The organism is Sphingomonas sp. MA1305, assembly GCF_016107325.1.
In the GTDB taxonomy this organism is placed as follows: Bacteria; Pseudomonadota; Alphaproteobacteria; order Sphingomonadales; family Sphingomonadaceae; genus Sphingomonas.
On sequence record NZ_RCVT01000002.1, the window covers coordinates 523,318 to 545,402 of the forward strand.

A 22,085-nucleotide genomic window follows, 5' to 3' on the forward strand; every position below is an offset into this window, starting at 1 on the left:
ACCAAGCGCTTGACAAGCGACCCCACCTCGTCTCTAGGCGCCCTTCCCGCGTCCCGACGCGAGTGCTGCCGTAGCTCAGTGGTAGAGCGCATCCTTGGTAAGGCTGAGGTCGTGAGTTCAATCCTCACCGGCAGCACCATTTCTTTTCAATGGCTTAGCTGACTTTCAGCCGCTCCCAATCGGGGGCGGTTTTTGGCTGGATAATGACGGGAGAATCACCAGTCGGAAAGTCGGGGCACGCTGGGAGGCAGAACGGAATTGCCTTGACGCTGGCGGGGCTTCTCGATTCAAACGCTGATGTGGAGGACTGGCGATGACGATCTGTGTGGCGGTCAAGGTGCATGACTGCCTCGTCTTCGCGGCGGACAGCGCCATGTCGCTCGACGTGGGTGACGAAACCGTCAACGTGTATGCGCACGGCAATAAGGTCTTCAATCTCGTCAAAGGCCTGCCGGTCTGCGCGATGTTCTGCGGGATGGGTAACATCGGACGATCGTCCATCTCGTCGCTGGCGAAGGATTTGCGGCGCGAGCTAAGCTGTGAACCCGCCCACGGCGGCATTGATCGCGAGGCCTATACGATCGAAGACATAGCCACCCGCGCCAAGCACCTGCTTTTTGATCGTCACTATCAAGCACTCGACCCGAAACCGACTGGCCCGCACAGTCTCGAGTTTTTCGTTGGCGGCTATTCTGCTGACGCCGACATGGCGGAAGTGTGGAAGATCATCCTTATAAACGGCGAATGCGTCGGGCCGCTCCAGCAGCAGCCAGGGTCAGACGGAGCGTATGTCCTATGGGCCGGGCAGCCAGAGGCACTAAATCGCCTGATCCTCGGTTACAGCCAGTTCCTCCCCAGTGCGCTCCTTACTGCCGGCGTTGAGCCGGAGAAGCTAGCCGACACAATTAATGTCATTCGAGCTCACACGGTCACGCCGCTTGCTGAAGACCCAATGCCGACCGGGGACGCAATCGCCTTGGCTGATTTTTTGGTCGATGTGACCAAGCGCTATGTCCACTTCCTGCGTGGTGCGGATAATGTCGGCGGTGACACCGACATTGCAACCGTAACGCGTCATGAAGGATTCAGGTGGATAAGGCGCAAGCATTTCTACCCGCGTGACCTCAATCTGGAGACGGACCATGTCTGATTGCATGCCTAAAACGTCCTCCACAGGTGTACCGCCGCAGACGCCGATGGACCTGCCGATGCCTGAATATCGCTTCCAGCGGGACACCAGCGCATCGTTGGCGCGCATGACGGACAATGCCGTTGCTCGCCAAGCCGCGGAGATATTGCGCGAAGCCAACCTGCTGGGTTGCACCGCCTCCAATGCTGGCCGGCGCTATTAAAGGTCGAGGCACCGCGTAGCTTTACGTGGCAGAGCGGTACTGGCCTGACGGCCTGTCCTCTTGATGGGATTGTTCTTCCGCGTCGAGAACTGATGCGCTCGATTGGCCTGCGATGCTCGCTTAAACGCCAGCGGGTCTGCGTGGTCTACCATCTCGATCCTCTCGACCAAGACGGTAGAAGCAGAATAGTAGGCGTTTCACCGCCGTCAGATTGCGCCTCGGTCATGCCAAAGCGATGACCGAACCGGGCGGCTGCTATTACGGCTGATCATCATGGAGTTAGTGCTTTAGCAATCCGACCGCCGGGCTTTGATCTGCCCGTAGCGACCAAAGCCCCGGCAATCTGCGCCTTCGCGTCCTTCCTTGACTTCTCCATGATCGACGTGACGGCCTTCTTGCGCTCGTCCTCTTCCATCCACCCCCACACGGGCGACGACACCAGATCGTCAAGCTCTCGCTTCGCCTGCGTCCCCGCTAGCGATTGCAGCCGGTCATATTCTGCCGGCGTCCAATCGACCTTCTTGCCTCCGGCCTTGTAGCTCCGTTGTGGTGGCGAGACGGTTGCGCCAGCACTAAGCAGCGCCGCGATCGTCGGGTCCTTTCGATCATTGCCCGTGTACATCGGCGAGATGATGTCAGGGCCGATGGCATCCTGCGCTTGGACAGGAGCGCCAAAAACATCCCGGCGCGGATAAAGACCTTCCGACATGAAGGGGATGCGCGAGCGAATGCGGTCCATTGGCCCGCGCGCCTCCCGCATGAGCGGATCGCTTTCTTTGGCGACCTGGGCGACGATGGCGGGAACGGCGATGGCGCCTGCGGTGCGCGACAGGAAGCCGTCAAGATAACGGTCCGGATCGTTCACCGCCTCCATCGCCGAGCTAAGGCCAGACAGCCACGTCTTTGACGACAGATTGTTGACGATCGCCGCAGCCACCAGAGTTGCGGACCGCTCCTGCTGCTCGTCAGTCATATGCGATTGCAGGTCGACCATATCCGCGACAGTGCCGATGGTGGTCGAGAACGGATCAAGGCGGGCGTAGCTGTAATAACGGTCGCCGATCTTGAAACTATATGGCTGCCAGCCGTTTGCCTGAAGCAGCCGGCGAGCGTTGGGATCGGCAGGGCCACCCCCGGTAATCTGTCCGGCCTGCGCCATTTGGTACATTGCGGCACCGACGCCCGACCCAACAACTGCCCGCGTCAGCGCCATGTCACGGCGCGCGCCCCCAGCCGCCACCTCGGCCCGCCACGAGCGCATAAGCGGCGCGACCGGCGACCGCTCCGCGGCGAACTTCACAAGGTTCATCGGCGTGCGAATGAAAGGAAGCAGCAGCTTGGCGATCGGCTGTCCCTGCGTGGCAGAGGACAGCCCGGCTGAGAAACTGCCATGTCGTAGCGGTGTCTGGAACGTCAGATAACGCGCATACTCAAAAGACTTTTGGAGCAGATCGTCGGTGGGATTGAGCGCCAAATCAGCCGCACGATCCCGAGCCGCCTTTCCGCGCAGGCCCTCACCGACCGCCTGACGCATGGCCAAGCCGTTCAACTCCATCCGGCTTGCGATACCCTTGAATAGCTCGTCCTCGGCAGTGAGCAGGCGCGTGGGCGTGCGAATAAACGACCCCACTTTACCGCCGATCGCAGCCATTTGCTGCGTTTCGACCTTGGTCACCGCATCCGCGGCGTCGCCGGTCAGGAAGGAGCGAGCGGCAGCCCGCATACCCTCGCGCGCGCCAGAGATCATACCGGCAGCACGGGTGCCAAGCTCGGAGAACAGGACCCGATCAGTGCCCGCCTGACCAGGCAGCGCCTTTCGAACGGCACCGATGCCAGCGGCAACGGCATGCTCGGGGATCTGAGCGATAGAGGTAAGGGTATTAGACAGGATGTTGACGGCATGCGTCTGCGGACCGGACAACAAGCTGTTGATGTACAGCTCGATCGCTTTGTCCCGCCATTTCGGCAGAAGCGAGCGCAAGGCAAACTGATTAACCCCCGCCGGCGAGGTCCCCACACGTTCCAGATCAACCAGCCTGTCAGCTACGTCCTTGATCCTGCGAGTGCCGCCGAGCGTATCCCCGAGTGACGACAGAACCCGCGATGTGTCGCGGCTATCAGCCGTCATGCGGAACTGTTGAAGCAGCCGGCCCGCCTCCGCGGTCATGCCGGACACCTGCTCCTGTATGGCGGCATGTCGCAGCCATGCGCCGCGGAAAGCAGCCTCCAATTCGTCGCCAGGGTTTTCAACGCGGGCAATCCGCTTCGCCATGTTGACCAGATCGGACGCCGAGCGGGCGAGCAACTGGCGAGCGGCCAACGCTTCCTCCGCGTTGAACGCCTGCCCCCTCCGACGCTTCAACAGATCGTCAGCCGTCATCCCAAGGTCTTCGGCGAGACTCTTGGTTTCCGCCTGCGTGATGCGTCCACGGCGCGCAGCGTCGAAACCACCCGCAACGCGATCGGTTTGCGCCAAGGCCCGCTTGATCGCCTGCGGGCTATCCAGTTTGTCGAGACGGATATTGCCGGCGAGGTTCGGGGCATTCTCCCCCCACTCCTCATAGGCTCGAACGGGCGCCGCATTAGCGTCCAGATCGTCCATCGTGACCGACTGGCCGCGATCCTCACTCAGCGGCGCGCCCTCGTCCCTTGCGCGCTCAACGTCGAAGCGTTGGCGGCGGGCCGCTTCGAAGGCGTCCACCTCTGCCAAGTCGTCGGGGCGAAAAGCGCGGTTGCCGCCGCTATGCGTGGCCTGAAGGGTGTCGAGAAACTCAGCCACAGTCGGGCGATCGGCATGGTCAGGGAAGAACCCGGCTTCCCATGCACGTTGTGCCGCGTCGTCATATCCCATGCCGTCGCCACGGACGAGGGCGCCAAACCGCCCCTCACCACTGGCGAAGTCCATGCCCTGTCGCGGAGTGTTGTCGATCCCGTAGTGCTGTAGCTCGCCGCCCTGCGGACGAATGCCGCCTTGCGAGCGAAGCCACGTCACCAGATCAGCCGGCCCCCGCTTGCGGATAAGCGCGCCCGTGGTGCCTGACGGCAGCGCGCGGCTCGACAGTGCGGCGTCTTCATTGGGGGCGCGCACGGGGGCATACCGCCCGGCCTGAATCCGGGCCGCCTCGTCCACGCCATCAACCGTGTTGGCCGGCAGCGGCAGCATGTCACGTGACGCAACGCCTTCTGCCTGAGCGATGCGCTCGGCAGTCGGCCCACCCGCCCCGGTTTGCGACGCTGGAGTAAACTCCGGCCACTCGTCAGCAACCGAGCCGACCAGCGACGGCGATTGAGTTTCGTTCGCCATGGCCTGCGACGGCCGACCAAGATTGAGGTAGTCGACGGGATCACCTCGACGGGCAGCGAGAGGGTCTAGGGCAGACACCGACGCAACTCCGCCACGCTGCGGGGCGACTTGACCAACATCAATCCAATCCGGGTTCCGGGGCCCCGGCGGCTGCATCAACTGGCCGATCGACAGCCGGTCTACAATCTCCGTTTGCTCAGGATCGAGCGCGATGACCACGCGATGCCGAGGACCATCCTTGTTGACGCGCCCGCCGCCGATATGGGTAATGCCGTCATGTCCAAGCGAACGGACCAGAGCGTCCATTGTCTCGCGACCTTCGCTTGCCGTCACTCCTTCAGATGAAAGGATGTCCTCAGCCTCCCGGAACATCTGCTCATTGGTGGCGCCATGCGGTAAGTCATCGAAATACCGGCCGCCGTAGTCACCTATCACGCGCTTGGCGACCGCCTCCCACGTCTCGCGATCAGCGGCTTTGTCCATATCAAGCGGGTTCTTCACCGCCTGGCGCACGGCGTACAGCGTACGATCGGCGGCGACTTCTTGCGCTGCCTTGCTCAACCCCTTGCCGGTGTATTGAGACGCGATGTCCGCGCTATCCGTCAGGTACGTGCCTGCGCCAAACAGGCCGTAACCACCGCGCCCGTAGGGATCAAACTCCTGAATGTCGGGACGAGGGGACCCGTGCAGCATGATCGGCGGCAACCCGTCGCCTTCCTGCCGCCGCCAACCACGTTGCGCAGCCCAAGCCGCCACATCAGCCTGCACGTCCGCAAGAGTGCGGGTCGAAGGAGCCGGACGGATGGGCGCCGCAGTATTAATCGAAGGCGCGGATGCGTCTGGTTGCGTGCGGTACCGCGGCGGCAGGGTAAGAAAATCAGGTTGCCGACTTGGCATTTCAGGCGCCGCGAAGGGCGCTGATTGTACATCAAGAACATCCCGCGGCCGGGGGAGGTCGTTGGATGCGCGGCTTTTGGCCGCATCAATGGCCCCATCAGTCAGGTCTTGCGCAGCCTGCTCGCCGTCACGCCCAGCCAGTCGGCTAAAGGGCTTCCCGATCAGACGACCCACAGCAGGCGCCAGGGCACCCGCCGCCGTGCCTAGCGCCAGTCCAGCAGGCGCCCCGATCAATGCGCCCTGAAAGCGCCCGCGGCCATCCTCGCCTTGCCCGGCCCCAGCCAAGCCGCCTTCAACCGCACCGGCAATACCGAGACGGCGGACGACCGCCTGTCGTGCTGCCTGCTCAGCAGCGTACCGAGTGCCACCATTCCGCAGAACTTCCGCAGCCGTGCGATAGCCCAGCCCTTCGACCGATGCGCCGGGTGTAATGAGCCCCCCGGCGAGCTGTCCGCCGAAGCGGGCATAGGGATGATTAGCATCGTCATAGGCGAGGACGCTGCGGTTCTGATCAAGGTTGTTGGCGAGGATGTCACCGAACCGACGATCGGACGACCAGACGTTTTCACGATCATTCGGCACGAGCGTATCCACGACCGCGCCCATCTCATCGAGCATGTTAATCGGATCGGCCACGCCCCGCATGAAGGAGCCAAAGCCGCCATCCTTGTTGTCAGTCAGGACGCGCGGCGCATCCTTGTAGCTGACGACGCTACCGGCCCCACCAGCCTTGGCGCGCTGCGCATAGAGCTTGCGCGTTTCGCCCTCATCAATCTGGAACCCATTCGACCGCGCATAGGCCAGCAAGTCTTCCGGCTTGGACGACATGTCTTGAAAGATTGATGCGTACCCTTTGGCGATGTCAGGCCTGAGCCCCTGGAAAGGCATCGGCTCGTCATTGAAGACGGCGACAGCATCGCCATAGGGCGCGGCCTGAGGCGTCGCCCATGGATCGGGCGTCTTGTGCCTGAAGCTCGCCGGCTGTTCGAATGCAGTGGACCAAGCGCCCTTGCCATTTAGGCGGGCGAAACGCTCCGCCTCCATATACGCGGCGAGCCGATCGGGATCAGCCTTCAGGTATTCCGGTGTTGCAATAGCTAGGCCGCCGGACAGCAGCCCGGTTGCTGCATCGCCATTGCGCTCTACGGATGCCACCGGCCGGCCGTAGGTGGAAGCTCCGGTAGGCGTCACCACAGCGCCCGGCTGGAGGTATGGCAGCAGGTTCGTACGCGCCATTGCCCCAAGAGGCACCGTCTCGCCGGCTCGATCGCGCCCCGTCTGGTTCAGCTCAAAGGCATCCGCACCATACAAACGGGCGTTCTGGCCATTGTCGAGGCGAAAGGTGTCGCCGTCATGTGCCTCGCCGGTCGGCTTCAGCAAAGCCGCAGCGACGGTCGGTGCCTTGGCTGACACTGCTTTGTCGCCATCCCAAGGATTAGCTGCCGCAGCGGGACGCCTCACCGGCGCATCATTAAGCCAAGGCGTGTCGCTCATCGGCCTTTGACCCTCTGAACTCCATTAGGATCGATGAAGGAAGCTCCAGCCGGGAGGCGGGCATAATCTTCCTTGGATTTGACCTGCACTGGCGCCGATCCAGATGCTCCAGCGCCACCAGACACCAAGGCGCTTGCCACCGACCTGCCGCCCCTGCCTCGGTTCGGCGGGCGGTACATGTTCCACGCATTCTGCTCTGCCGGCGTTAGAGTCTCACCACGCGCGACCTTGCCGAGAATAGGCGCCATCGTTCCGGCCATCGTGGGCGGGCGCGATGACGATCGCCCGCCACCAGTCGAGGCCGCGCGGGGGCGAGGATGCAAGTCGCTGTAGGTTGGTGTGCCACGGAGGCTCAGGCGATGCTGTTGGCGCGTATCCTCAAGCGCCATGCGGTTTCCCTGCCGATCGTCCTCAAGATCGGAATCGAATTGGTGGGCCGTTGGACCATTGCCACGCAGCACATAGTCTTGAACCGCCGTGCTATATTCGGGCGTGCCGGGCTGAAGCCCCAAGGACGACGCATAGGCTTCCGAGTCCTGCGGGGCGTCGTAGATCACCGTGGATTGTCCGGTGCGGGGATCGTACCTCACCCGATCATCACCCGACATGAAGTAATCTGGCGCATTGGCCTTCGCCAAACGCTCGCGCTCGCCCATGGCGTATGACCGTACGTTTGGATCGATGTACGGGTTGAGGGCGGCGCCCAGGAGCGTGCTGTCATAGCCCGCCGGGTCGTTGCCGCTACCAGATGCCAACGCCTTCGCGACAGCATTACTGTCGGCGGCGTTCGCCTCACTTGCCTTATCCAGCCGCCGCTGTTGCATGGCACCGACCAACGACTGTGCGACGCGAGCGAGCCCTTGCGTCCACGACCCCACCGGCGAGGTGTCCATGCCCTGCGCGATCATGCCCTGAGCCATGCGGCTGCGCTGCGCGATCATGTCCGGGGTCAGGCGGCGGCCACCCTCGCCATATACGAAAGCAGGGGGCGGCAATTGGGTAACGCCACCCGGTTGCATTGTCGGGACATCAGGATCGTTTTCCATCCGGGTCTGAAGTCGCGCATGCGCGTCAGCAAGCTTCGCAGCTTCCGGCTGGAAAGCAGATTGCAAACCGAACAGCATGTTAGTTGCCCCCCTGCAAAAGGCGCTTAGCGATCTCGCCTGCCGTGGGATTGCGGCTCACCAGTTGCAGCGAAGCCAATGCCGACACTTCGTCACCGCGTTCGGCAAGTTGTTCGAGGATAGCCACCGCCTCACCTGCAAGCGGCTGGGCGCGATCCTCGGCGCCCGCGGACCGGCTGGCACAGAAGGTGAAGTACAATGCGCCCGCTAAACAGCGCGCGTCGACAGCTTCACCATGGGCTGCGCATAGTCGCGCATAGGGCACCATCTCGACGCCAAAGAGGATTGCAAGCGGGTTATCGACATCGACGGTATTGATGGCGTCGGTGTACATGTCTCGCATGTGGCGCTGCGCAGTAAGCTGCCCGGCGGCAGCACTGCGAATGATTGCGGCGGTGTCACCAATTGCCGAATTAGGATCGAACCCTGCCAGCGGCTTGTTCGAATCGGTGTGGGACATATGCGGCTCCTTCGTATCCAAAGTTTCGGATACCCGTGAAGGAGGTCAGCCGGGCGGTGTCCTGATCAACACCAAACACGGCCTTGGTAGCACACATAAACGAAGTAATCACTGCGGCTATTCGGAATTATCTCTATCAATTCGCCAGATTTGATTCAGGCAGTCATTCACCCACCAGTGGGGATCTTAGTCGCGACGATCGCAACGAAAGCTAGCGATCCTATGATGAAGGCCGCGCCGGTGAACTTAGCGGCCATTCTCGTGCTTTCGCTCCAAGACGATTGATGACGCGCCGCCTCAAGCCAGAACCGCCCCGCGAAAAATGCAGCGGCAGCAGCGAGTAGCGCAGCAAGCCACGCGAAGGCGAGGAGGAAGACCATTCGCTGACGATACCACCGCCAGCGGCGCAGACTAGCCCCGCAGGCGCACACCAGGCCCGGCCGCTCCGCCGCCTGCTCGGATCGTTGCACCCGCAGGGATAAACTCCACCCCCGCCGCCTCTAATGCAGCCTGCATGGCCGTGACGCTTTCGCGCGCCACCGCAACCCCGCCTTCGAAACGCACAACAGTGGAACCGCCCAAGCCGGCGGCTTCCGCCAAATCGTCCCGTGAGAGGCCGAGCGCGGCCCGCGCCATCGCGCATTGCTGTGGTGTCATGGTGATAAGAATATTTCCACACGACCATTGACGCAAGCATATTTGATGGTAATTTTCTTGTCACCGCTTAGAGCGGTAAGCGACCGGGCAGGAGGCTTGCACCTCTCCCGCCCGGTCTGACCACACCCGATCCCAAGGAGATCGCTTATGGCTACTCGCGCCCTTAGCATCATCGTGCCTGATGCTGCCACCCCGGCTGCGCCCGTCGCGCTGCCCCGCCCCACCAACGACAATCTGGCAAGCTGGACCGCTGACCCCCGCGCCAAGCTGCTGCTGGCCTCCTGCGCCGCCCATCCGCCGCTCGGCGAGTGGAAGCGCGAGCGCTTCGGCTTCAGCGGTCGCGAGTGGTTCGAGTATATCGGCTATCGTGCCGAGGCCCTGACTGCGATCCGTGACGAACACGGACAACGCGCGCTCGACCTGTACTACGCCGAGGGCGATCCGGCCTATGCCGTCTTCGCGCTGCACTGCCAGTCGTCCAGCGTCACCGACGCGATCGACGCAGCCGCCGAAGCCGCCCTTGCCGCACAGATGGAGGGCTGATCCATGCTCAACCGTCGCAACATCATTGGGGGCGCTGCGGCGCTCCCGGTAATCGCCGTCGCTGCTTGTGCAGCCACACCGGCCACAGCCGCGGGCCGCAGTCACTTCGAAGCCCTCCGCCTCGAATACATCGCCGTGCAAAAGCGTGGAAATGCCGGGTGGGATGACGATCATCCCGAGTTTCTGGCCATCTGTGATCGGCTCAGCCAAATCGAACGGGCGATGATCCATCAGCCCTGCCAGTCCCTCGCGGACGCGCGGGCGAAGATGCGCTTCATGATGGTGCTCAACGACTTCGGCAGCGTCTTCGACGGCGACGACTCCCACGCGATCGTCGCTGATATGTCGCGCTTCATGCTGGAGGACGCGGCATGAACACCAACACTACCCGCCGCTCCCTCCTGCGTCTCGGCACTGGTGCACTGGCCTATGGTGCCGGCGCTGCGGCTGTCGCCGGGGGCTTCGCCCTCGCCGGGGAGGCAAAGGGCGCAACACCCGCGCGCATCAGCCCCGCACTAGTGAAGCTATTGGCCGACTATGCCCGAGCCGACGCCATGCTCTGTCGGTGGTACGATGAAGTCTGGAACCCCGCTGTCGAGGTCAATCGCGCGGCACAGGCGGCGATCCCGCACACCGAGATTCCCGTGCGAGGCTACCGGAATACGCTCGGTGAAGACATGCCGCCGTACACCTTCAGCACAGCGAACACCTACGCCGTGACGCGGGCGAAGGGCATCATGTCCATACCGGTCGACCTGCAAAGCACTGACCCGAGGTGGCAGGAGACACATCACGCAGCACGGCGCCTTACCGTCGCTCACAAGTGGCGGGAACGGAAGCTGGCACGCCTACAACGAAAGTGGGAAGCACTCGGCTATCGCGAGCATGAGGACCGCCTCTGGGTTCCGATCCACGCCGCCACAGATGCGATCATCGCCTTTCCCGTGGCAAACGCGCTCGATCTGGGGGCTAAGCTTGACCACATGGAGCAGGTCGGAACCTGCGAGAGCGACCCGGAGCAGTATCACCGCATCATACGCAACGACGTGATGCGCCTGTCCGGTGGGGAGGCGTGACCATGGCGACGATTCATAGCCTCGCCGACCATCGGGCCAAGGTTTCGCGACAGCCTGACGTGAAAGCTACCCCGCTCTCCTTCACCCGCTCGCCTGCCATGCTGCTGGTGATGGCGCTCTACGAGCAAATGCCGCGCAAGTACCGCGCCCCGGCTCTGATGAAGGTTATGCAGGCAGCCGAGCGCTGCCCTGACTGCCAGGCATCGCACGAGGCGGCGAACGTCGCGGCGCTGCTGACCCTTGCCCTATCCACCAAGGAGGGCCGCTGACATGGGGAGCGTCATCCAATTCCCACAGCGCCGGGCAACCCGCATCTTGACCGGCCCGCTCCCCGAGGACGCCAGCGAGCGCGAAGAAGCAATTTACCACGTCCGCGGCCTGCGCGCAGAACGAGCCGCCCTCGACCCGACCGAGCGGGCATGGCACGTCAAAGGCGTCATACTCAGCTGGTGGGAGCGCCGGCTTGCCGAGGTGACAGGCGACTCCCTGCCACTGTCGCAGATCGGGAGGCGCTGACATGGGCGCTTCCAACACCGAGCAGGGGCCGCGCGCCCCTGCCTTCGACGCCGCCGCATGGTTCGCCGCTTGGTCCGATCATGGCGGGATCGCAATGCTGCTGGGCGACCGACTGTGGATTGGCCGTGCGCCAGTCCTCGACAGGGACGCCGCACGGAGCCTCAACGGGCTTCGCGGGCCGATCATGCACCCCGACGCGCAAAACGCGCTCGCGGGGCTTCTCCGGGCGAATGCCGCCCTATCCGAACAGATGATGGAGGGCTGACACCATGGCCACTCTCGCTCAACCACAACAGCCCGACCTACGCGCCTTCGTTGTGTACGGACATGTGCCGGACGGCTGCATCGCGCACCTCGTCACCAACAACGACAGCGCGCCACTACTGCACCCTGGGGATGTGGTACTAATTGATACCGACCAGCGCGATCCCATCCACGACGACCTGTTCCTGATCGAATACGGCAAGGGGACACCCCAACCCAAAAAGCATATCGTGGAAGTGATGCTGCGCTCTGGCCGGTATGGCTATGGCGCTGAACGCCCCGGCGAATACTACGATGGGGTGGCGTGGTTCACCGGGGCTTACGCTCGCCCTCGATCCTACGAGGAATACATGCGCCGTGTCCGCGCTGGCACCGCCATCCACGGCGGCTGCATGATTGACGGACCGGTAAGCAATGACGAAGGCGGTAATGCCTATATGCGTGACCGCCTCGTGGGCCGTGTGGTCGGGCTCCTTGAGGTGGCAAACGCTGGCCTGCGCCAGATCGGGAGGGCGGCATGAGCGCGATCGTCGCCACGCAGGCCCTTCGCCAATTAGCCGCAGACGGTGGCGAGGAAACAATCAGCCTGTACGCCAAGTGGGGCCAAGGCGTCGAACAGACAGCCAGCGCCATGGAATTGAGGCTGGCATTGCTCGATTACAGGCGCAGGCACGGCCCAGATCATTGGCGGCTACATGCACCCCATATGGCGAGGTGCTGACATGGCAAGCCGCCCTATAACCGCCGAGCAGATGCTTGCCGCGATCCCCAGCCTGCCGCGCCCGACACTGGCCCGGCTGGTCGATCATATGATTGACCGCCTGGACGAGCTGGACGGCGATCCCGATGACGAGGACAACGGCGACGCAGAGCCGATAGACGAGCGCGAGCCCGATGAGGAATTTGGGTTCGTCATCAACCCTCCCGCTGGTCCAATGCCTTCGGCACTGCCCCGGCACTTTGCCGATGGTGTGGGATCTAGGTGGCGGCTGTCGATCGTCACCGACACGAGCGCCCTTGTCATGATCGGCGTCCCTTTCGCTCCCACCAAACCTGAGAGGCAATCTTCGCCCGCGTAAAGGCTTCGAAAAACTCAGGGTGAGCGGAGGCGCGCAATGAAGCACAGCGCAAAGCCGCGATGGGCTCAGGCGCCCTCATCATTCTGGCAGTCGAATGGAGCAAAGACATCGGCCTGACATATAGCGGAATACTGCTCTACGGGGTGGGAAAGGTGTACCGCATCGCTCACCGCTACCGGTGAGGCAGCAGCGCGATACGATAGCCTCACCCGCCTATTGGCCATTGATCGCTCCTTGATCGTCCGGCGGCACTGGTCGTCTTGCATGGGTCGACTCCTTCAGGGAGCCGGCCCATTTGCATTGAACGCGGAGCGTTTGAATCAGGGGCTGGTGCCACCATCCCACCCTCTATCTCGCCTCTATTTTTGAGGGCGGCGCCCGTTTCCCGACAATGAAAACGGGACGCTACACGCCGATGAAAAGCGGTGACCATTCATGTCCCACACCTGATACGGGGAAACCACCGCAGCCAGGGATCACCAGCAAACGTTCGCCCAATAGCTGTTATTCCCCTGTTATATCAGGGGATGCGCGTGCTGATCCGCGGCTATCCGCCTTCGACCGCAGCATTTTGCTGCCACCTATATATAGAAGAGACTTATCGCGTGCGTGCGCATGGTGTCCGGAAACCGAGGGGGCATCCGTATGCTTGCACTGTCCGCAAATCCCCAGACCCCGACCATCCGACGCCGTTCTGTGGACTCAAGAAAAGCGGGATGCACGAGCCCGTATTCCGCCCGTATTTTACGGCAATGACAAAGGCAGAGTATCCCCTGTGGGCTGATGCCTCGACACCCCTCGCTCGGCACTAACGGCACTAATGGCACTAATGGCACGGGGTGTTTCGCGCGATCTGGCGTCCTGCCAGCCCTCGCGACGTAACCAAAAAAAGGTCTCTATCTATCTATCTTTTTACAGAGCGAGGGCGAGCGACGGAGGCCGTGCCATTAGTGCCATTAGCGCCATATGGGCGGCCAACCCCGTCACTGTCCGACCTCCCATAGCATCACCGGCACCGCATATGGGGTATTCGGCCGCCCCCATCGTTCGAGGTAGAAAACCGCATCGTCTGCGGTGAAAGCGCGGTGATCGTCCATCAGCACGACCGTTCGGCCCTCTAACCACACAGCGAGCGAAAGCCATTCGTCGCTCCCGTTCCTGCCGATCCCAAACAGGTCCGCCTCTGACCAGCCCAGCGCCAGCGCGGTTGCAACCCAGCCGTCCGATGCCAAGCGCTGCGCATCCTGCACGACGCACCGCCATTCGGCGGGATCGACACGGCGCGGCGGGACTCGCGTAGCCAGCGAGCGCAATCCCGCTGTCAGTGCACTCGAAATGACACCGGCAGGAGGAACAGGGGGCGGCGGGGCTATTACTTCCGACGCGGTATCGCCCGCCATCACCGCCGCCGCCACTTCCCGCCAGCTAGACATTGGCGCCTCCATGAACGGCAGGATTGACGAGATAATCCTTGGTCGCCTGCCCCGGTCGATCGCCCAATCGGGTAGGAGCCGGCCGCAGCCATCCCGCCTCCGCAAGCGCCTCAGCTGCCGCATCTACGTCAGCCGCAACCTTCAACGTGGCAATCCCGCTGCTACGGCGAATGTCGCGCAGGTTGATGCGCTTTGCCGCCGTCTTGAGGATATGACGGCCCAACGTCGCCGCGTTCCGTTCGCTCATCGGCAACGCGGCATCGCCAAAGACCCGCAGGGCCGAAGGCTTTGCATAGTCATCAATGAAGCTTAGGACGGCCACCAGTGTTTCGGGGCTGATCGTCGTCGGCTCTGGACCATCGCCCGCAGCCCACGCGATCAACTCGGCAACCAGCGACAGCCGCAGCACCAAGCCGCGCAGCTTACCTAGAAAACCCTTGTAGAGGCCCGCAGCCTCCTTAATCGCGGCGTCGTTGTCCCGTATCCATTCCTCGAAAATCAAAGCCGCCTTGTCGCTCAGCATCAAGACAATTGCGCTAACGCTATCGTCGTGGCCCCGATTGGGTTGCAGACCGAGAAGCCGGCGGTAGGCCCGCTCCAAGATCGAGGCATTCGCCAGCGCAGACGGACGCTGGTATCGGATAGGATCAGGCCACGCCCACAAGAAGCGCGCAACTAGGCCGTCGTCTGCCGCCTTCAGGAGACATTCGGAAAGCTTCTCCGGCTGGATACCGCCAAGAACCGTCACCCCGTTGAACTGGATAAACGTTGGTCCGGCGCGATTGCTCTTGCGGTCTACCGTGAAATGCCGCCCGCCGAACGCCTCCAACCAAAACTCGCGCCCGCCAGGGGAATACCGCTCAAAGCTCATCAGCCACCCGGCCAGCTCGTCGCGAAGGTGAAGCACGCCGTTCGGGTTGCCGGATAGAATATCCATCACGGCTTCGGGGGTGCCGTCCTGCACCATCAGGCGCGGACGCTGCGGCTCGTCAGGGTCAACCGCAGCGTCAGGCATTGAGGGCGTTGCAACCCCGTCTTTCGTCGCCTGCTTAACTTGCGCCTGCCATTCGGTACGCTCCGCCTTTGCCCGCTCCGCGTTGGTCTGCCAGCCAATCAGGCCGTTCTTGAACTGCTCGGCAAGCTCCTGCTCCATGCCCTTCAAAGGCGCTGTAGCGGCGTCGATCGCGGGGGATTTGTTCGAGGACGGATCTCCAACCGGAGCCACCCACAGGATGCACGGCTCTTGCCAAGACGCGGTAGCGAACGGACGAACGGCCCGCTTCGCGCCGATCAGGGATGCAGCGACCGCGAGAATACTGACGCCGACATATTCAGCGGGCGCGCCAGCACCAGCCGCCAGATCGCGGACTAGCGCCCAGAGAGAGCCAAATATCTCCGTTGGCATGGTAGGCGGCGTTGTCCGACCACCCGTCAGGATGGACATGTCAGGATCGCCCCATGCGGGGGGACTATCCGCCCCACCATTGAGGGGCACCGGAGCGAACGGGCGGGCGTCATCAAACGCCGCGCGAATTGCAGGGGCGCTCATGCCGCAATCCCCCGAAGCTGATCGTTGAAGTCGGCGTAACCGGATTCGGGACGCATGATCCTCACGGCCATGCCAAGCGCGGAGTATGCCGCCGCCGCCTTCTGCGCAGCCGCTTCACCTGGGGCGTTACCATCCGCACCGATCACCACGGCCTTGGTGACCTCATGGAACACCATCTGCGGCATCATCGCCGTTCCGGCCGCGACCCACACCGACCGCCCCAGCGCCTGAGCAAGGGTAAGTCCATCTTCCAGCCCCTCTGTAACGAGTATGCTGGCAGCGGGCGGACCAAGCTGGATAGAGCCCCCGATGACGTTGCCAAGGCTGTACTTGACCTTCGGCTTGCGGTCGGTTTCCGTGGCTTTCACCGCGGCCTTGCGACCGTCTTCCGTCAGGTAGGTACGTTGCAACCCGACGAGCTGCCCGCTCTCGTCCGTGACGATTGCCACCAGCGCCGGCAGCAACCCCGGCCCGTTTGCCGCCAGCACGCCATTGCCCTCGATCGTGGGCGGCGCGAGGCGGGCAAATCTCAGGGTATGCGGCAGGTCCATCGTAATCCCGCGCGACCGCAAATAGGCTTCTGCCGGCGTCCCCTCGATCGGCACAGAGCCGTTGACGATACGCTGCGCTACTGGCCGCAGATCGGCCTTGGGCTTGGCAGGTGCGCGCTGCTGCTCCACTTCCCGCAGGGCGCCGCCGTCCAGCATCTCGATCGCAGCCCGCAGCTTCACGCCGTAGAGCTTCATCACAAGATCGATCACGTCGCCGCCTTCGCCGCATCCGAAGCACCAGAACCGGCGATCATCGCCGTAGATGGTGAAAGACGGGGTGCGGTCTGCGTGCAGGGGGCAACAAGCCTTCAACTCGTTGCCGGCGCGCATCAGCTTCACACCCGCCTTCGATGCAACACCCGATACCGGGAAGCGGTCACGGATGTCGGTGACCACGCGCGCCATTTGGGCGCTATCCATCCGGGCCATTAGGAGTCCTCCCCACCGTAGACGCAGGAGAAGCCAGCCGGCCGCTTAGACTCAGGCGCCGGCATATCCCGCTCCCGATCGAAGCGGCGCAGCATCATGCCATTGCCCTCAATGCCGAGGCTCATCCGCATCGAGCGCGCAGCTTCCATTGCGATCGGCGCGGCCTCGGCATAGTCGCGAGCCGTTGCGATCCGGCCCGCAAACACACGCTTGCCGTCCTTGAAGGTGTGCCGCACGACACACCAGCGGGTGCCCTCGACCTGGCGAAGGATGACCAGATTGGTAGGCACGGTCATGCCGCATCCTCCTGCTTGTATTGCGGCAGTACCCAGACAATGGCCTTGCACCCGCTATCGGGATTGCGACGGCGCAAACCGCTGTCCGCAATCTTCTTCATGGCGCGAAGCTCGCTAGTGCGAGGGCGAACGCGGAAGCGATGCCAATCCAGCTTGGCGGCGATCTCGTCACCAGTGGCGCCATTAGGGCCAGCCTCCGCAATCACAGCGCGGACCATGCGTTGCAGCCGGGCCGTCACGCCTTCCAGCGAAGCGGCGGCTTCTGCGCTCGTGTCGGTCTTCCCCAGAGCGGGGGCGTGGGGGTATGAATCGTCAGCCATCGGTCTTCTCCGATGAAAGAGGGGGGAGGCCATGCTTGCGCAGCAGGTCGGACAGCCAGCGCTCTTGGCGCTCGGTCAGCGGTTGGTCGCTAAATGCGATGCCGCCGAGGAACTGGCCCGACTTGTAATTAAGCGTCGACTCGGGATGGTTGAGCAGCGACAGCGCCGCGAGCTTGACAGAATGGTCAGCCATTGCCGCCTCCCGTCATGTCGGTGAGCGTCCAGCCCTTGTAGAGCTTCAGCCCACGGGCATAGCCACGGGCCTCCGGATAGCTGGCGTAATCCTTGCTATAGGGCGCCGCTTCGTCATCAGGGCTGACGATCACCCCAAAGCCATTGGCGGTTGCAGCGATCGTTACGGTGCGTTCCACAGGCTGCGTCATGCGGCACCGCCGATCAGCGCATTACCGCCGTCAGTGCCCCAAATCAGGGAAGCCAGAAGGATTGCGCTGCTCCCGCTGACGCCGAGCGCAGCAAGTCGTTGCAGTCTGAGGGTGGATGCCGTATCTGTATTGGCGCTGATGCTGTGAAAATTCTGGAGGGGTCGGACTGTGGCGGTCCGGCCCTTCCGCTTATTGGGCTGCGGCGCCCGTGCCGATGCGAACCGCATGGATCACGCCGCCACCGGCTCGGAAGTAGAGCCGACAGTCCGCTCAGCCATAAAGGCATCCAGATCGGGTTTGAGATAGCGGACCGCCTTGCGTCCGTACTTCACGAAACGGGGGCCACCGCCACGGGTGCGCAGCGTCTCTAACGTCTTCTCGGCCAAGCCGGTGTAGGTGCTGGCCTGCGCAGTGTTCAGCGCGGGCGCGCAACCTGCGGGCAATTCAATGATGCGTTCTGCGCTCATCTTTCCCTCCATTGCCACCGCAAACCGTAGCGGGGCATGGAGGATTATTTCTGCCGACTAGAGCGCACGAAAAATGCACATTAAATTACGACGCGCTTTTCATTTTATGGCCTTCAGGCCCCGATACGGATTGCGTGCCGCATTCTGCAGCGCACGTTCTGTCATTCTCGCTAAACCGGAGAAATTAGGTTGCGCATCGAACCAATTGATGAGGGCCTTCACTTCACCGGCCAACGTGTCGGCTAGTTGGCCATTGTCGGACCGGCGCTGCATCTCGGCAAGATACAGGTGCTTGGAGGTCGGACGACCAGGCCCTCCAGTCCGGTCCGTATTTAGCGGCTCGGTTGTGATGGCCGTATTAGCGGACGGTGAAGGTTGACCAGCATGGCTAGCGGCAGAGCCATTGCCGAGCTTCTGGTTGGCAGCGATTAAACCCTCAACGGCCTCACGCCAAACGACGACCTCTTGCCCGGCGAGATCATCAGGGGCATCCACAACCCCATCATAATCGAACATTGGATTGAGCCCAACGCGATTAACCAGCTGCTCCATGGTCCAATCCGGTTTCCACCAATACGCCCGCGGAATGCGAAACCAACCCGCCCGAGGCGACCAAATGTAGCATGGCGGTGCGTCGTGCAGGACGTTCACCGCAAGCCACCTCCGCGCAACAAGCCGAATGTCTATCGCCTCGTTCATGTCCCTGCCGGGGGCGCGAGGATCTGCGGCTTCCAGAAGGGTATACGCCTCTTCCAAAGTTATGGCCGATCGAACCAAGTTCGGGGGCAAAGGTGTAAGACTAAAAGCCATCGTCACGCCTCCCAGCGTGTCCGCGCATTTAGAAGGGGCGGCAGGCTGGGCGGATGTTCCAGCCGTTCGGGAGCTACCCTAGCCGCCCCAGCATCACGCCCGCGCCGAAGCGAGCGGGATCACGTTGTTCGAGCTATCCGATACGATGGCTTCCACATGCCGCGCCCAAGCCGCCATCACAGCGACCTTTTCCGGCTGGTATTCCCAAAGCTGGTAGACACGGACCAAGCCGCCACGCTTGCCCGAGACGTGGTTGATGGCCGCTTCCGTGTGTTCGATCGGAAAGCCGAGCGATTGGCAGCCAGTGGAGAACGACCGGCGCAGATCGTGGAAAACCCAAGGCTGCATGATTGGCAGCGCCGACCCGTCGAAGGACGACAGGGCCTTTGCAACTTCATCGTCTAACTTCGCCTTGGGCTTGCTGAACCCGTTGATTGGCTTGTCACCATCCGTAGTGAACACTGGTCCTTTCCGGCTTTCCTTCTTCGGGAAACGCGCCGTCAGGATCGAGGCGACCAATGGCGCCAATGGGACTAGATGCTCGCGCTTGTTCTTGGTGCGGGCCGCCGGAATAATCCATTGCGCCTTTTCCAGATCGACTTCGTCCCATGTCATTCCGGCCACTTCGCGCAGGCGTTGCCCGGTCAGCATCAGCAGCTTTACGAAGGAAGCGTAAGGTTCGCCCATCGCGCCCGCCGCCACCCATACCGCGCGCAGTTCGTCGCCCTTCAGGACGCGTGTGCGTTCCCCATCCTTTCCTGGCGGGGCCATGCCATCCATCGGGGAAGCGCCAATGTCGCCGCGATCAACGGCCCACAGGAACAGCTTGCGCAGCCACTTATGCGCCTTCACGGCGGCCGACATGCTGCGATCAGCGATGGTGTCGAGGCAGTCCGCAATTTCGGCGCGGCGAATGGCCGACAGTGAGCGTCCCTTGAAAACCGGCGTCAGGTCCCGGCGGAATACCGACTTGATGTCCTCGCCGGATCGCAGGCCCTTGGCGTCAATATACTTCCGCCCGAACGTGTCGGCGTATGTGTCGAAGGCGAGCCGAGCCGCGTCTTTCTTGCCCTCGGCTGCGGCTTCGCGGCTCTGGCGGGCATGATCCACCGGATCAACGCCCTTGCGGATCATCTCCAGAATGTCGGTTGCATAATCGCGCGCGCGCTCGGCCGTCCACGGCGAGCCATGCCGGCCGATCGTATAGCGTCGTGTCGCCGCCCCACGTCCGCCAATCTGATACTGGACGAGGTAAGAGCGCGCGCCCTTACCTGTGACCATCACGCCAAAGCCCTTTAGCGTGTCATCCCACAGATAGGCGCGGGCCGTGCCAACCGGCAGCGGGATCGCCTCGACTGATCGTTTGGTGATCCTGCCAACTGCCATGAGCCAGATAATGGCAGGATAAGGACGCTATCGCAAGCCATGACAAACCACGGCGGGAACATATCCAGAAAACAGCCGCAAAGCCGTGGGTGTGCGCAAGACACGTCAAACCATGGCGGGAACCGAGCGCATCCTTGGTAAGGCTGAGGTCGTGAGTTCAATCCTCACCGGCAGCACCATTTTTCCCTGATATTGCCGCCGGTTGGCGGAAGCGGGCCTTGAAAGTGGCTGCTTACAATGGGTTCAGTCGGGCCACTGTCGGCACATTGTCAGCAAAGTTCGCCGAGCCTCACTTTCGAGGGTGTAACTGCTGGCTGCCCAAGGCGATCTGCACGCCGAGTCGAGGGACCAATTCGACTCTTGAGCGTCCCCTTGGCCGGGGAGGCGAGGCAGAGAGCGTGAGGGACACAATGGCGGCACGCAGCCCTTCGGCGCGCTGTAGGTCGCCTCTGCGCGCTGCAGCAATGCGTGCTGCACAAGCGGACGCTGCGCCTGAACTGCCCCGCTGCCGCCATGTCCGCATCCTCGACGCCGTGCCGCTCTGGTGGCATTTCCAGCGGCGCGGCTGGGACGATGCGCTGCCCGCGGTGCGCCAGCGGCTGCACTGCGCTCCCTGTGCCGGGCGCGACGCCGCCCGCATCCGCCCCCGCCTCACCGTCGGGCGCGATCCGCCGACCGGCGCGCAGCTGCCCTATCCGGATGCGGCGACGTGGAAGAAGCTTGTGTCGCGCTACTGCTCATGATCGAACGGCGAAATGTGCAATCTTTACAGCATCAAGACCGACCCCCGCGGCTATTTCGACGCGCTTGCGGCGGCGGAGGATCCGGCCAACAGCTTGGCGGTCGAGAAAGACTATGCCGCGCCGGCAAGCCCGGCTTCGTTGCCCGGCTGGAGGGCGAGAGCCGTGTGCTGAACACGATGCGCTGGGGCTTTGCGCCGGTGCCGGATGTGACGATAAGCCCGCTCGACGACTGGTTCTCCTCCGCGTCGCCCGCCGGCAACGTATAGCGCGCGGACTGATGGCTGCGGTGGCCCACGAACACTTCGTTGAGCGCCAGCAGTGCTTTCGCCCAAGTCGAGCCGCGCCTCCACCATCGTCCGTCGCTCGGTCGGTGCGGCGCCCTGTACGCTCGGGTTGCCTAGGGCCGCGAGGCCGGACCGACGGCAGGGATAAACGACAGCCCGCTGGTCAAAACCACCGACGCCGGTTGGCCGCGCGGCCATGACGCCGGTAAGAAGATAAGGGGGAAAAAGCGTCACATCGCGAGCGATATGGCGGGCGATCTGCTCGACGGTCTGGTGCGTCCTGCCGACATCCAGGATCGCGATGGCGCGCCGGATCTCATCGCCCGCTGCCAGGACGCCTATCCGTCGCTGTCACGCCTCTTTGCCGATGGCGGCAATGCCGGATAGAAGCTGGCGACCGCCGTCGAGCATCTCGATCGCCTCGCGATTGAAATCGTCAAGTGCTCCGACGTCCATCGCTTCGTCGTCCTGTACCGCCGATGTGTGATCGAGCGCACCATCGCATGGCTCAATTGATGCCGCCGCCTGGCCAAGGATTGGAGGCACTCATCGCGTGCTCCGAAGCGTGGCTCCTCATCGCTTCCAGGAGCCGAATGACCCGACGCATCGCACAGATCGAATTATGACTCGGGCTCTAAGAGCCTTGGATCGAGGGCATTGCCAGTCGC

At 62.9% G+C, this 22,085-nt stretch carries 26 protein-coding genes, 1 tRNA gene and 1 pseudogene; 14 read left to right on the forward strand and 14 right to left on the reverse strand.

Translation table 11 applies throughout. The features are described from left to right. Positions 1-64 precede the first annotated feature (64 nt). The 3 genes from D9601_RS10390 to D9601_RS10400 all read left to right on the forward strand — a co-directional run bounded on the left by D9601_RS10390 (position 65) and on the right by D9601_RS10400 (position 1,352). A tRNA-Thr gene (locus tag D9601_RS10390) sits at positions 65-139 on the forward strand. A 174-nt stretch (positions 140-313) separates the two neighbouring features. Continuing rightward, the gene (locus D9601_RS10395; protein ID WP_198353923.1) at positions 314-1,150 is read left to right on the forward strand and encodes a hypothetical protein; all 837 of its coding nucleotides are present in this window, start codon (positions 314-316) and stop codon (positions 1,148-1,150) included. Further along, entirely contained in the window at positions 1,143-1,352 is a 210-nt protein-coding gene (locus tag D9601_RS10400; RefSeq protein WP_198353924.1) for a hypothetical protein, read from the forward strand. Before D9601_RS10395 ends, D9601_RS10400 begins: the two co-directional genes overlap by 8 nt. Before the next feature lie 271 nt (positions 1,353-1,623). On the opposite strand, the gene D9601_RS10405 is transcribed toward D9601_RS10400, so the two are convergent. The 4 genes from D9601_RS10405 to D9601_RS10420 all read right to left on the reverse strand — a co-directional run bounded on the left by D9601_RS10405 (position 1,624) and on the right by D9601_RS10420 (position 9,011). Then, positions 1,624-7,047 carry a thermonuclease family protein gene (locus D9601_RS10405; RefSeq protein ID WP_198353925.1) on the reverse strand — a complete coding sequence of 1,808 codons (5,424 nt, stop codon included), beginning with the start codon at positions 7,045-7,047 and terminating at the stop codon, positions 1,624-1,626. Beyond that, on the reverse strand, positions 7,044-8,171 hold the full coding sequence (locus tag D9601_RS10410) for a hypothetical protein (RefSeq protein ID WP_198353926.1): 1,128 nt from the start codon (positions 8,169-8,171) through the stop codon (positions 7,044-7,046). The genes D9601_RS10405 and D9601_RS10410 overlap by 4 nt, the downstream gene beginning before the upstream one ends. A gap of 1 nt (position 8,172) precedes the next feature. Continuing rightward, positions 8,173-8,631 carry a hypothetical protein gene (locus D9601_RS10415; protein ID WP_198353927.1) on the reverse strand — a complete coding sequence of 153 codons (459 nt, stop codon included), beginning with the start codon at positions 8,629-8,631 and terminating at the stop codon, positions 8,173-8,175. A 167-nt stretch (positions 8,632-8,798) separates the two neighbouring features. Beyond that, on the reverse strand, positions 8,799-9,011 hold the full coding sequence (locus tag D9601_RS10420) for a hypothetical protein (RefSeq protein WP_198353928.1): 213 nt from the start codon (positions 9,009-9,011) through the stop codon (positions 8,799-8,801). 424 nt (positions 9,012-9,435) lie between these two features. Between D9601_RS10420 and D9601_RS10430 the strand changes: the two genes are divergently transcribed. From D9601_RS10430 to D9601_RS10470, 9 genes are read left to right on the forward strand one after another with little or no spacing between them, the layout of a single operon-like run. After that, on the forward strand, positions 9,436-9,831 hold the full coding sequence (locus D9601_RS10430) for a hypothetical protein (RefSeq protein WP_198353929.1): 396 nt from the start codon (positions 9,436-9,438) through the stop codon (positions 9,829-9,831). A 3-nt stretch (positions 9,832-9,834) separates the two neighbouring features. Then, a complete protein-coding gene (locus D9601_RS10435) occupies positions 9,835-10,206 on the forward strand; it encodes a hypothetical protein (protein ID WP_198353930.1) in 372 nt (123 codons plus the stop codon). After that, entirely contained in the window at positions 10,203-10,907 is a 705-nt protein-coding gene (locus tag D9601_RS10440) for a hypothetical protein (protein ID WP_198353931.1), read from the forward strand. The genes D9601_RS10435 and D9601_RS10440 overlap by 4 nt, the downstream gene beginning before the upstream one ends. A 2-nt stretch (positions 10,908-10,909) precedes the next feature. Continuing rightward, positions 10,910-11,176, forward strand: coding sequence for a hypothetical protein (locus D9601_RS10445; RefSeq protein ID WP_198353932.1), 267 nt, complete (start codon positions 10,910-10,912; stop codon positions 11,174-11,176). A 1-nt stretch (position 11,177) separates the two neighbouring features. Next, positions 11,178-11,423 (forward strand): hypothetical protein, encoded by a 246-nt coding sequence (locus tag D9601_RS10450; protein WP_198353933.1) that lies wholly within the window; start codon positions 11,178-11,180, stop codon positions 11,421-11,423. A 1-nt stretch (position 11,424) separates the two neighbouring features. After that, positions 11,425-11,688 (forward strand): hypothetical protein, encoded by a 264-nt coding sequence (locus D9601_RS10455; RefSeq protein WP_198353934.1) that lies wholly within the window; start codon positions 11,425-11,427, stop codon positions 11,686-11,688. A gap of 4 nt (positions 11,689-11,692) precedes the next feature. Continuing rightward, on the forward strand, positions 11,693-12,208 hold the full coding sequence (locus D9601_RS10460) for a hypothetical protein (RefSeq protein WP_198353935.1): 516 nt from the start codon (positions 11,693-11,695) through the stop codon (positions 12,206-12,208). Then, the gene (locus D9601_RS10465; RefSeq protein ID WP_198353936.1) at positions 12,205-12,408 is read left to right on the forward strand and encodes a hypothetical protein; all 204 of its coding nucleotides are present in this window, start codon (positions 12,205-12,207) and stop codon (positions 12,406-12,408) included. Before D9601_RS10460 ends, D9601_RS10465 begins: the two co-directional genes overlap by 4 nt. A gap of 1 nt (position 12,409) precedes the next feature. Next, complete coding sequence (locus tag D9601_RS10470) at positions 12,410-12,766, forward strand: hypothetical protein (RefSeq protein ID WP_198353937.1); 357 nt, start codon at positions 12,410-12,412, stop codon at positions 12,764-12,766. Positions 12,767-13,749: 983 nt separating this feature from the next. On the opposite strand, the gene D9601_RS10475 is transcribed toward D9601_RS10470, so the two are convergent. The 10 genes from D9601_RS10475 to D9601_RS10520 all read right to left on the reverse strand — a co-directional run bounded on the left by D9601_RS10475 (position 13,750) and on the right by D9601_RS10520 (position 20,390). After that, positions 13,750-14,199, reverse strand: coding sequence for a hypothetical protein (locus D9601_RS10475; protein WP_198353938.1), 450 nt, complete (start codon positions 14,197-14,199; stop codon positions 13,750-13,752). Next, entirely contained in the window at positions 14,192-15,643 is a 1,452-nt protein-coding gene (locus D9601_RS10480) for a DUF3987 domain-containing protein (RefSeq protein WP_232474043.1), read from the reverse strand. Before D9601_RS10480 ends, D9601_RS10475 begins: the two co-directional genes overlap by 8 nt. Positions 15,644-15,744: 101 nt before the next feature. Next, positions 15,745-16,704: a DUF7146 domain-containing protein gene (locus D9601_RS10485; protein WP_198353940.1), complete on the reverse strand. Its 960-nt coding sequence runs from the start codon at positions 16,702-16,704 to the stop codon at positions 15,745-15,747. A 23-nt stretch (positions 16,705-16,727) separates the two neighbouring features. Further along, positions 16,728-17,024, reverse strand: coding sequence for a hypothetical protein (locus D9601_RS10490; RefSeq protein ID WP_198353941.1), 297 nt, complete (start codon positions 17,022-17,024; stop codon positions 16,728-16,730). Further along, complete coding sequence (locus tag D9601_RS10495) at positions 17,021-17,344, reverse strand: hypothetical protein (RefSeq protein WP_198353942.1); 324 nt, start codon at positions 17,342-17,344, stop codon at positions 17,021-17,023. The genes D9601_RS10490 and D9601_RS10495 overlap by 4 nt, the downstream gene beginning before the upstream one ends. Continuing rightward, positions 17,337-17,537, reverse strand: a complete 201-nt coding sequence (locus D9601_RS10500) for a hypothetical protein (RefSeq protein WP_198353943.1) — start codon at positions 17,535-17,537, stop codon at positions 17,337-17,339. The genes D9601_RS10495 and D9601_RS10500 overlap by 8 nt, the downstream gene beginning before the upstream one ends. After that, on the reverse strand, positions 17,530-17,727 hold the full coding sequence (locus D9601_RS10505) for a hypothetical protein (protein ID WP_198353944.1): 198 nt from the start codon (positions 17,725-17,727) through the stop codon (positions 17,530-17,532). The genes D9601_RS10500 and D9601_RS10505 overlap by 8 nt, the downstream gene beginning before the upstream one ends. Before the next feature lie 230 nt (positions 17,728-17,957). After that, positions 17,958-18,194 carry a helix-turn-helix transcriptional regulator gene (locus D9601_RS10510; RefSeq protein WP_198353945.1) on the reverse strand — a complete coding sequence of 79 codons (237 nt, stop codon included), beginning with the start codon at positions 18,192-18,194 and terminating at the stop codon, positions 17,958-17,960. Positions 18,195-18,293: 99 nt separating this feature from the next. Continuing rightward, complete coding sequence (locus D9601_RS10515; protein ID WP_198353946.1) at positions 18,294-18,746, reverse strand: hypothetical protein; 453 nt, start codon at positions 18,744-18,746, stop codon at positions 18,294-18,296. 351 nt (positions 18,747-19,097) lie between these two features. Then, on the reverse strand, positions 19,098-20,390 hold the full coding sequence (locus D9601_RS10520; protein WP_198353947.1) for a tyrosine-type recombinase/integrase: 1,293 nt from the start codon (positions 20,388-20,390) through the stop codon (positions 19,098-19,100). A 464-nt stretch (positions 20,391-20,854) separates the two neighbouring features. On the opposite strand from D9601_RS10520, the gene D9601_RS10525 reads away from it, so the two are divergent. Together D9601_RS10525 and D9601_RS10530 are read left to right on the forward strand one after the other, a co-directional pair. Continuing rightward, positions 20,855-21,133 (forward strand): hypothetical protein, encoded by a 279-nt coding sequence (locus D9601_RS10525; protein ID WP_198353948.1) that lies wholly within the window; start codon positions 20,855-20,857, stop codon positions 21,131-21,133. A gap of 425 nt (positions 21,134-21,558) precedes the next feature. Further along, positions 21,559-21,804 (forward strand): annotated as a pseudogene (locus D9601_RS10530) (transposase); the annotation flags it as partial. Positions 21,805-22,085 lie beyond the last annotated feature (281 nt).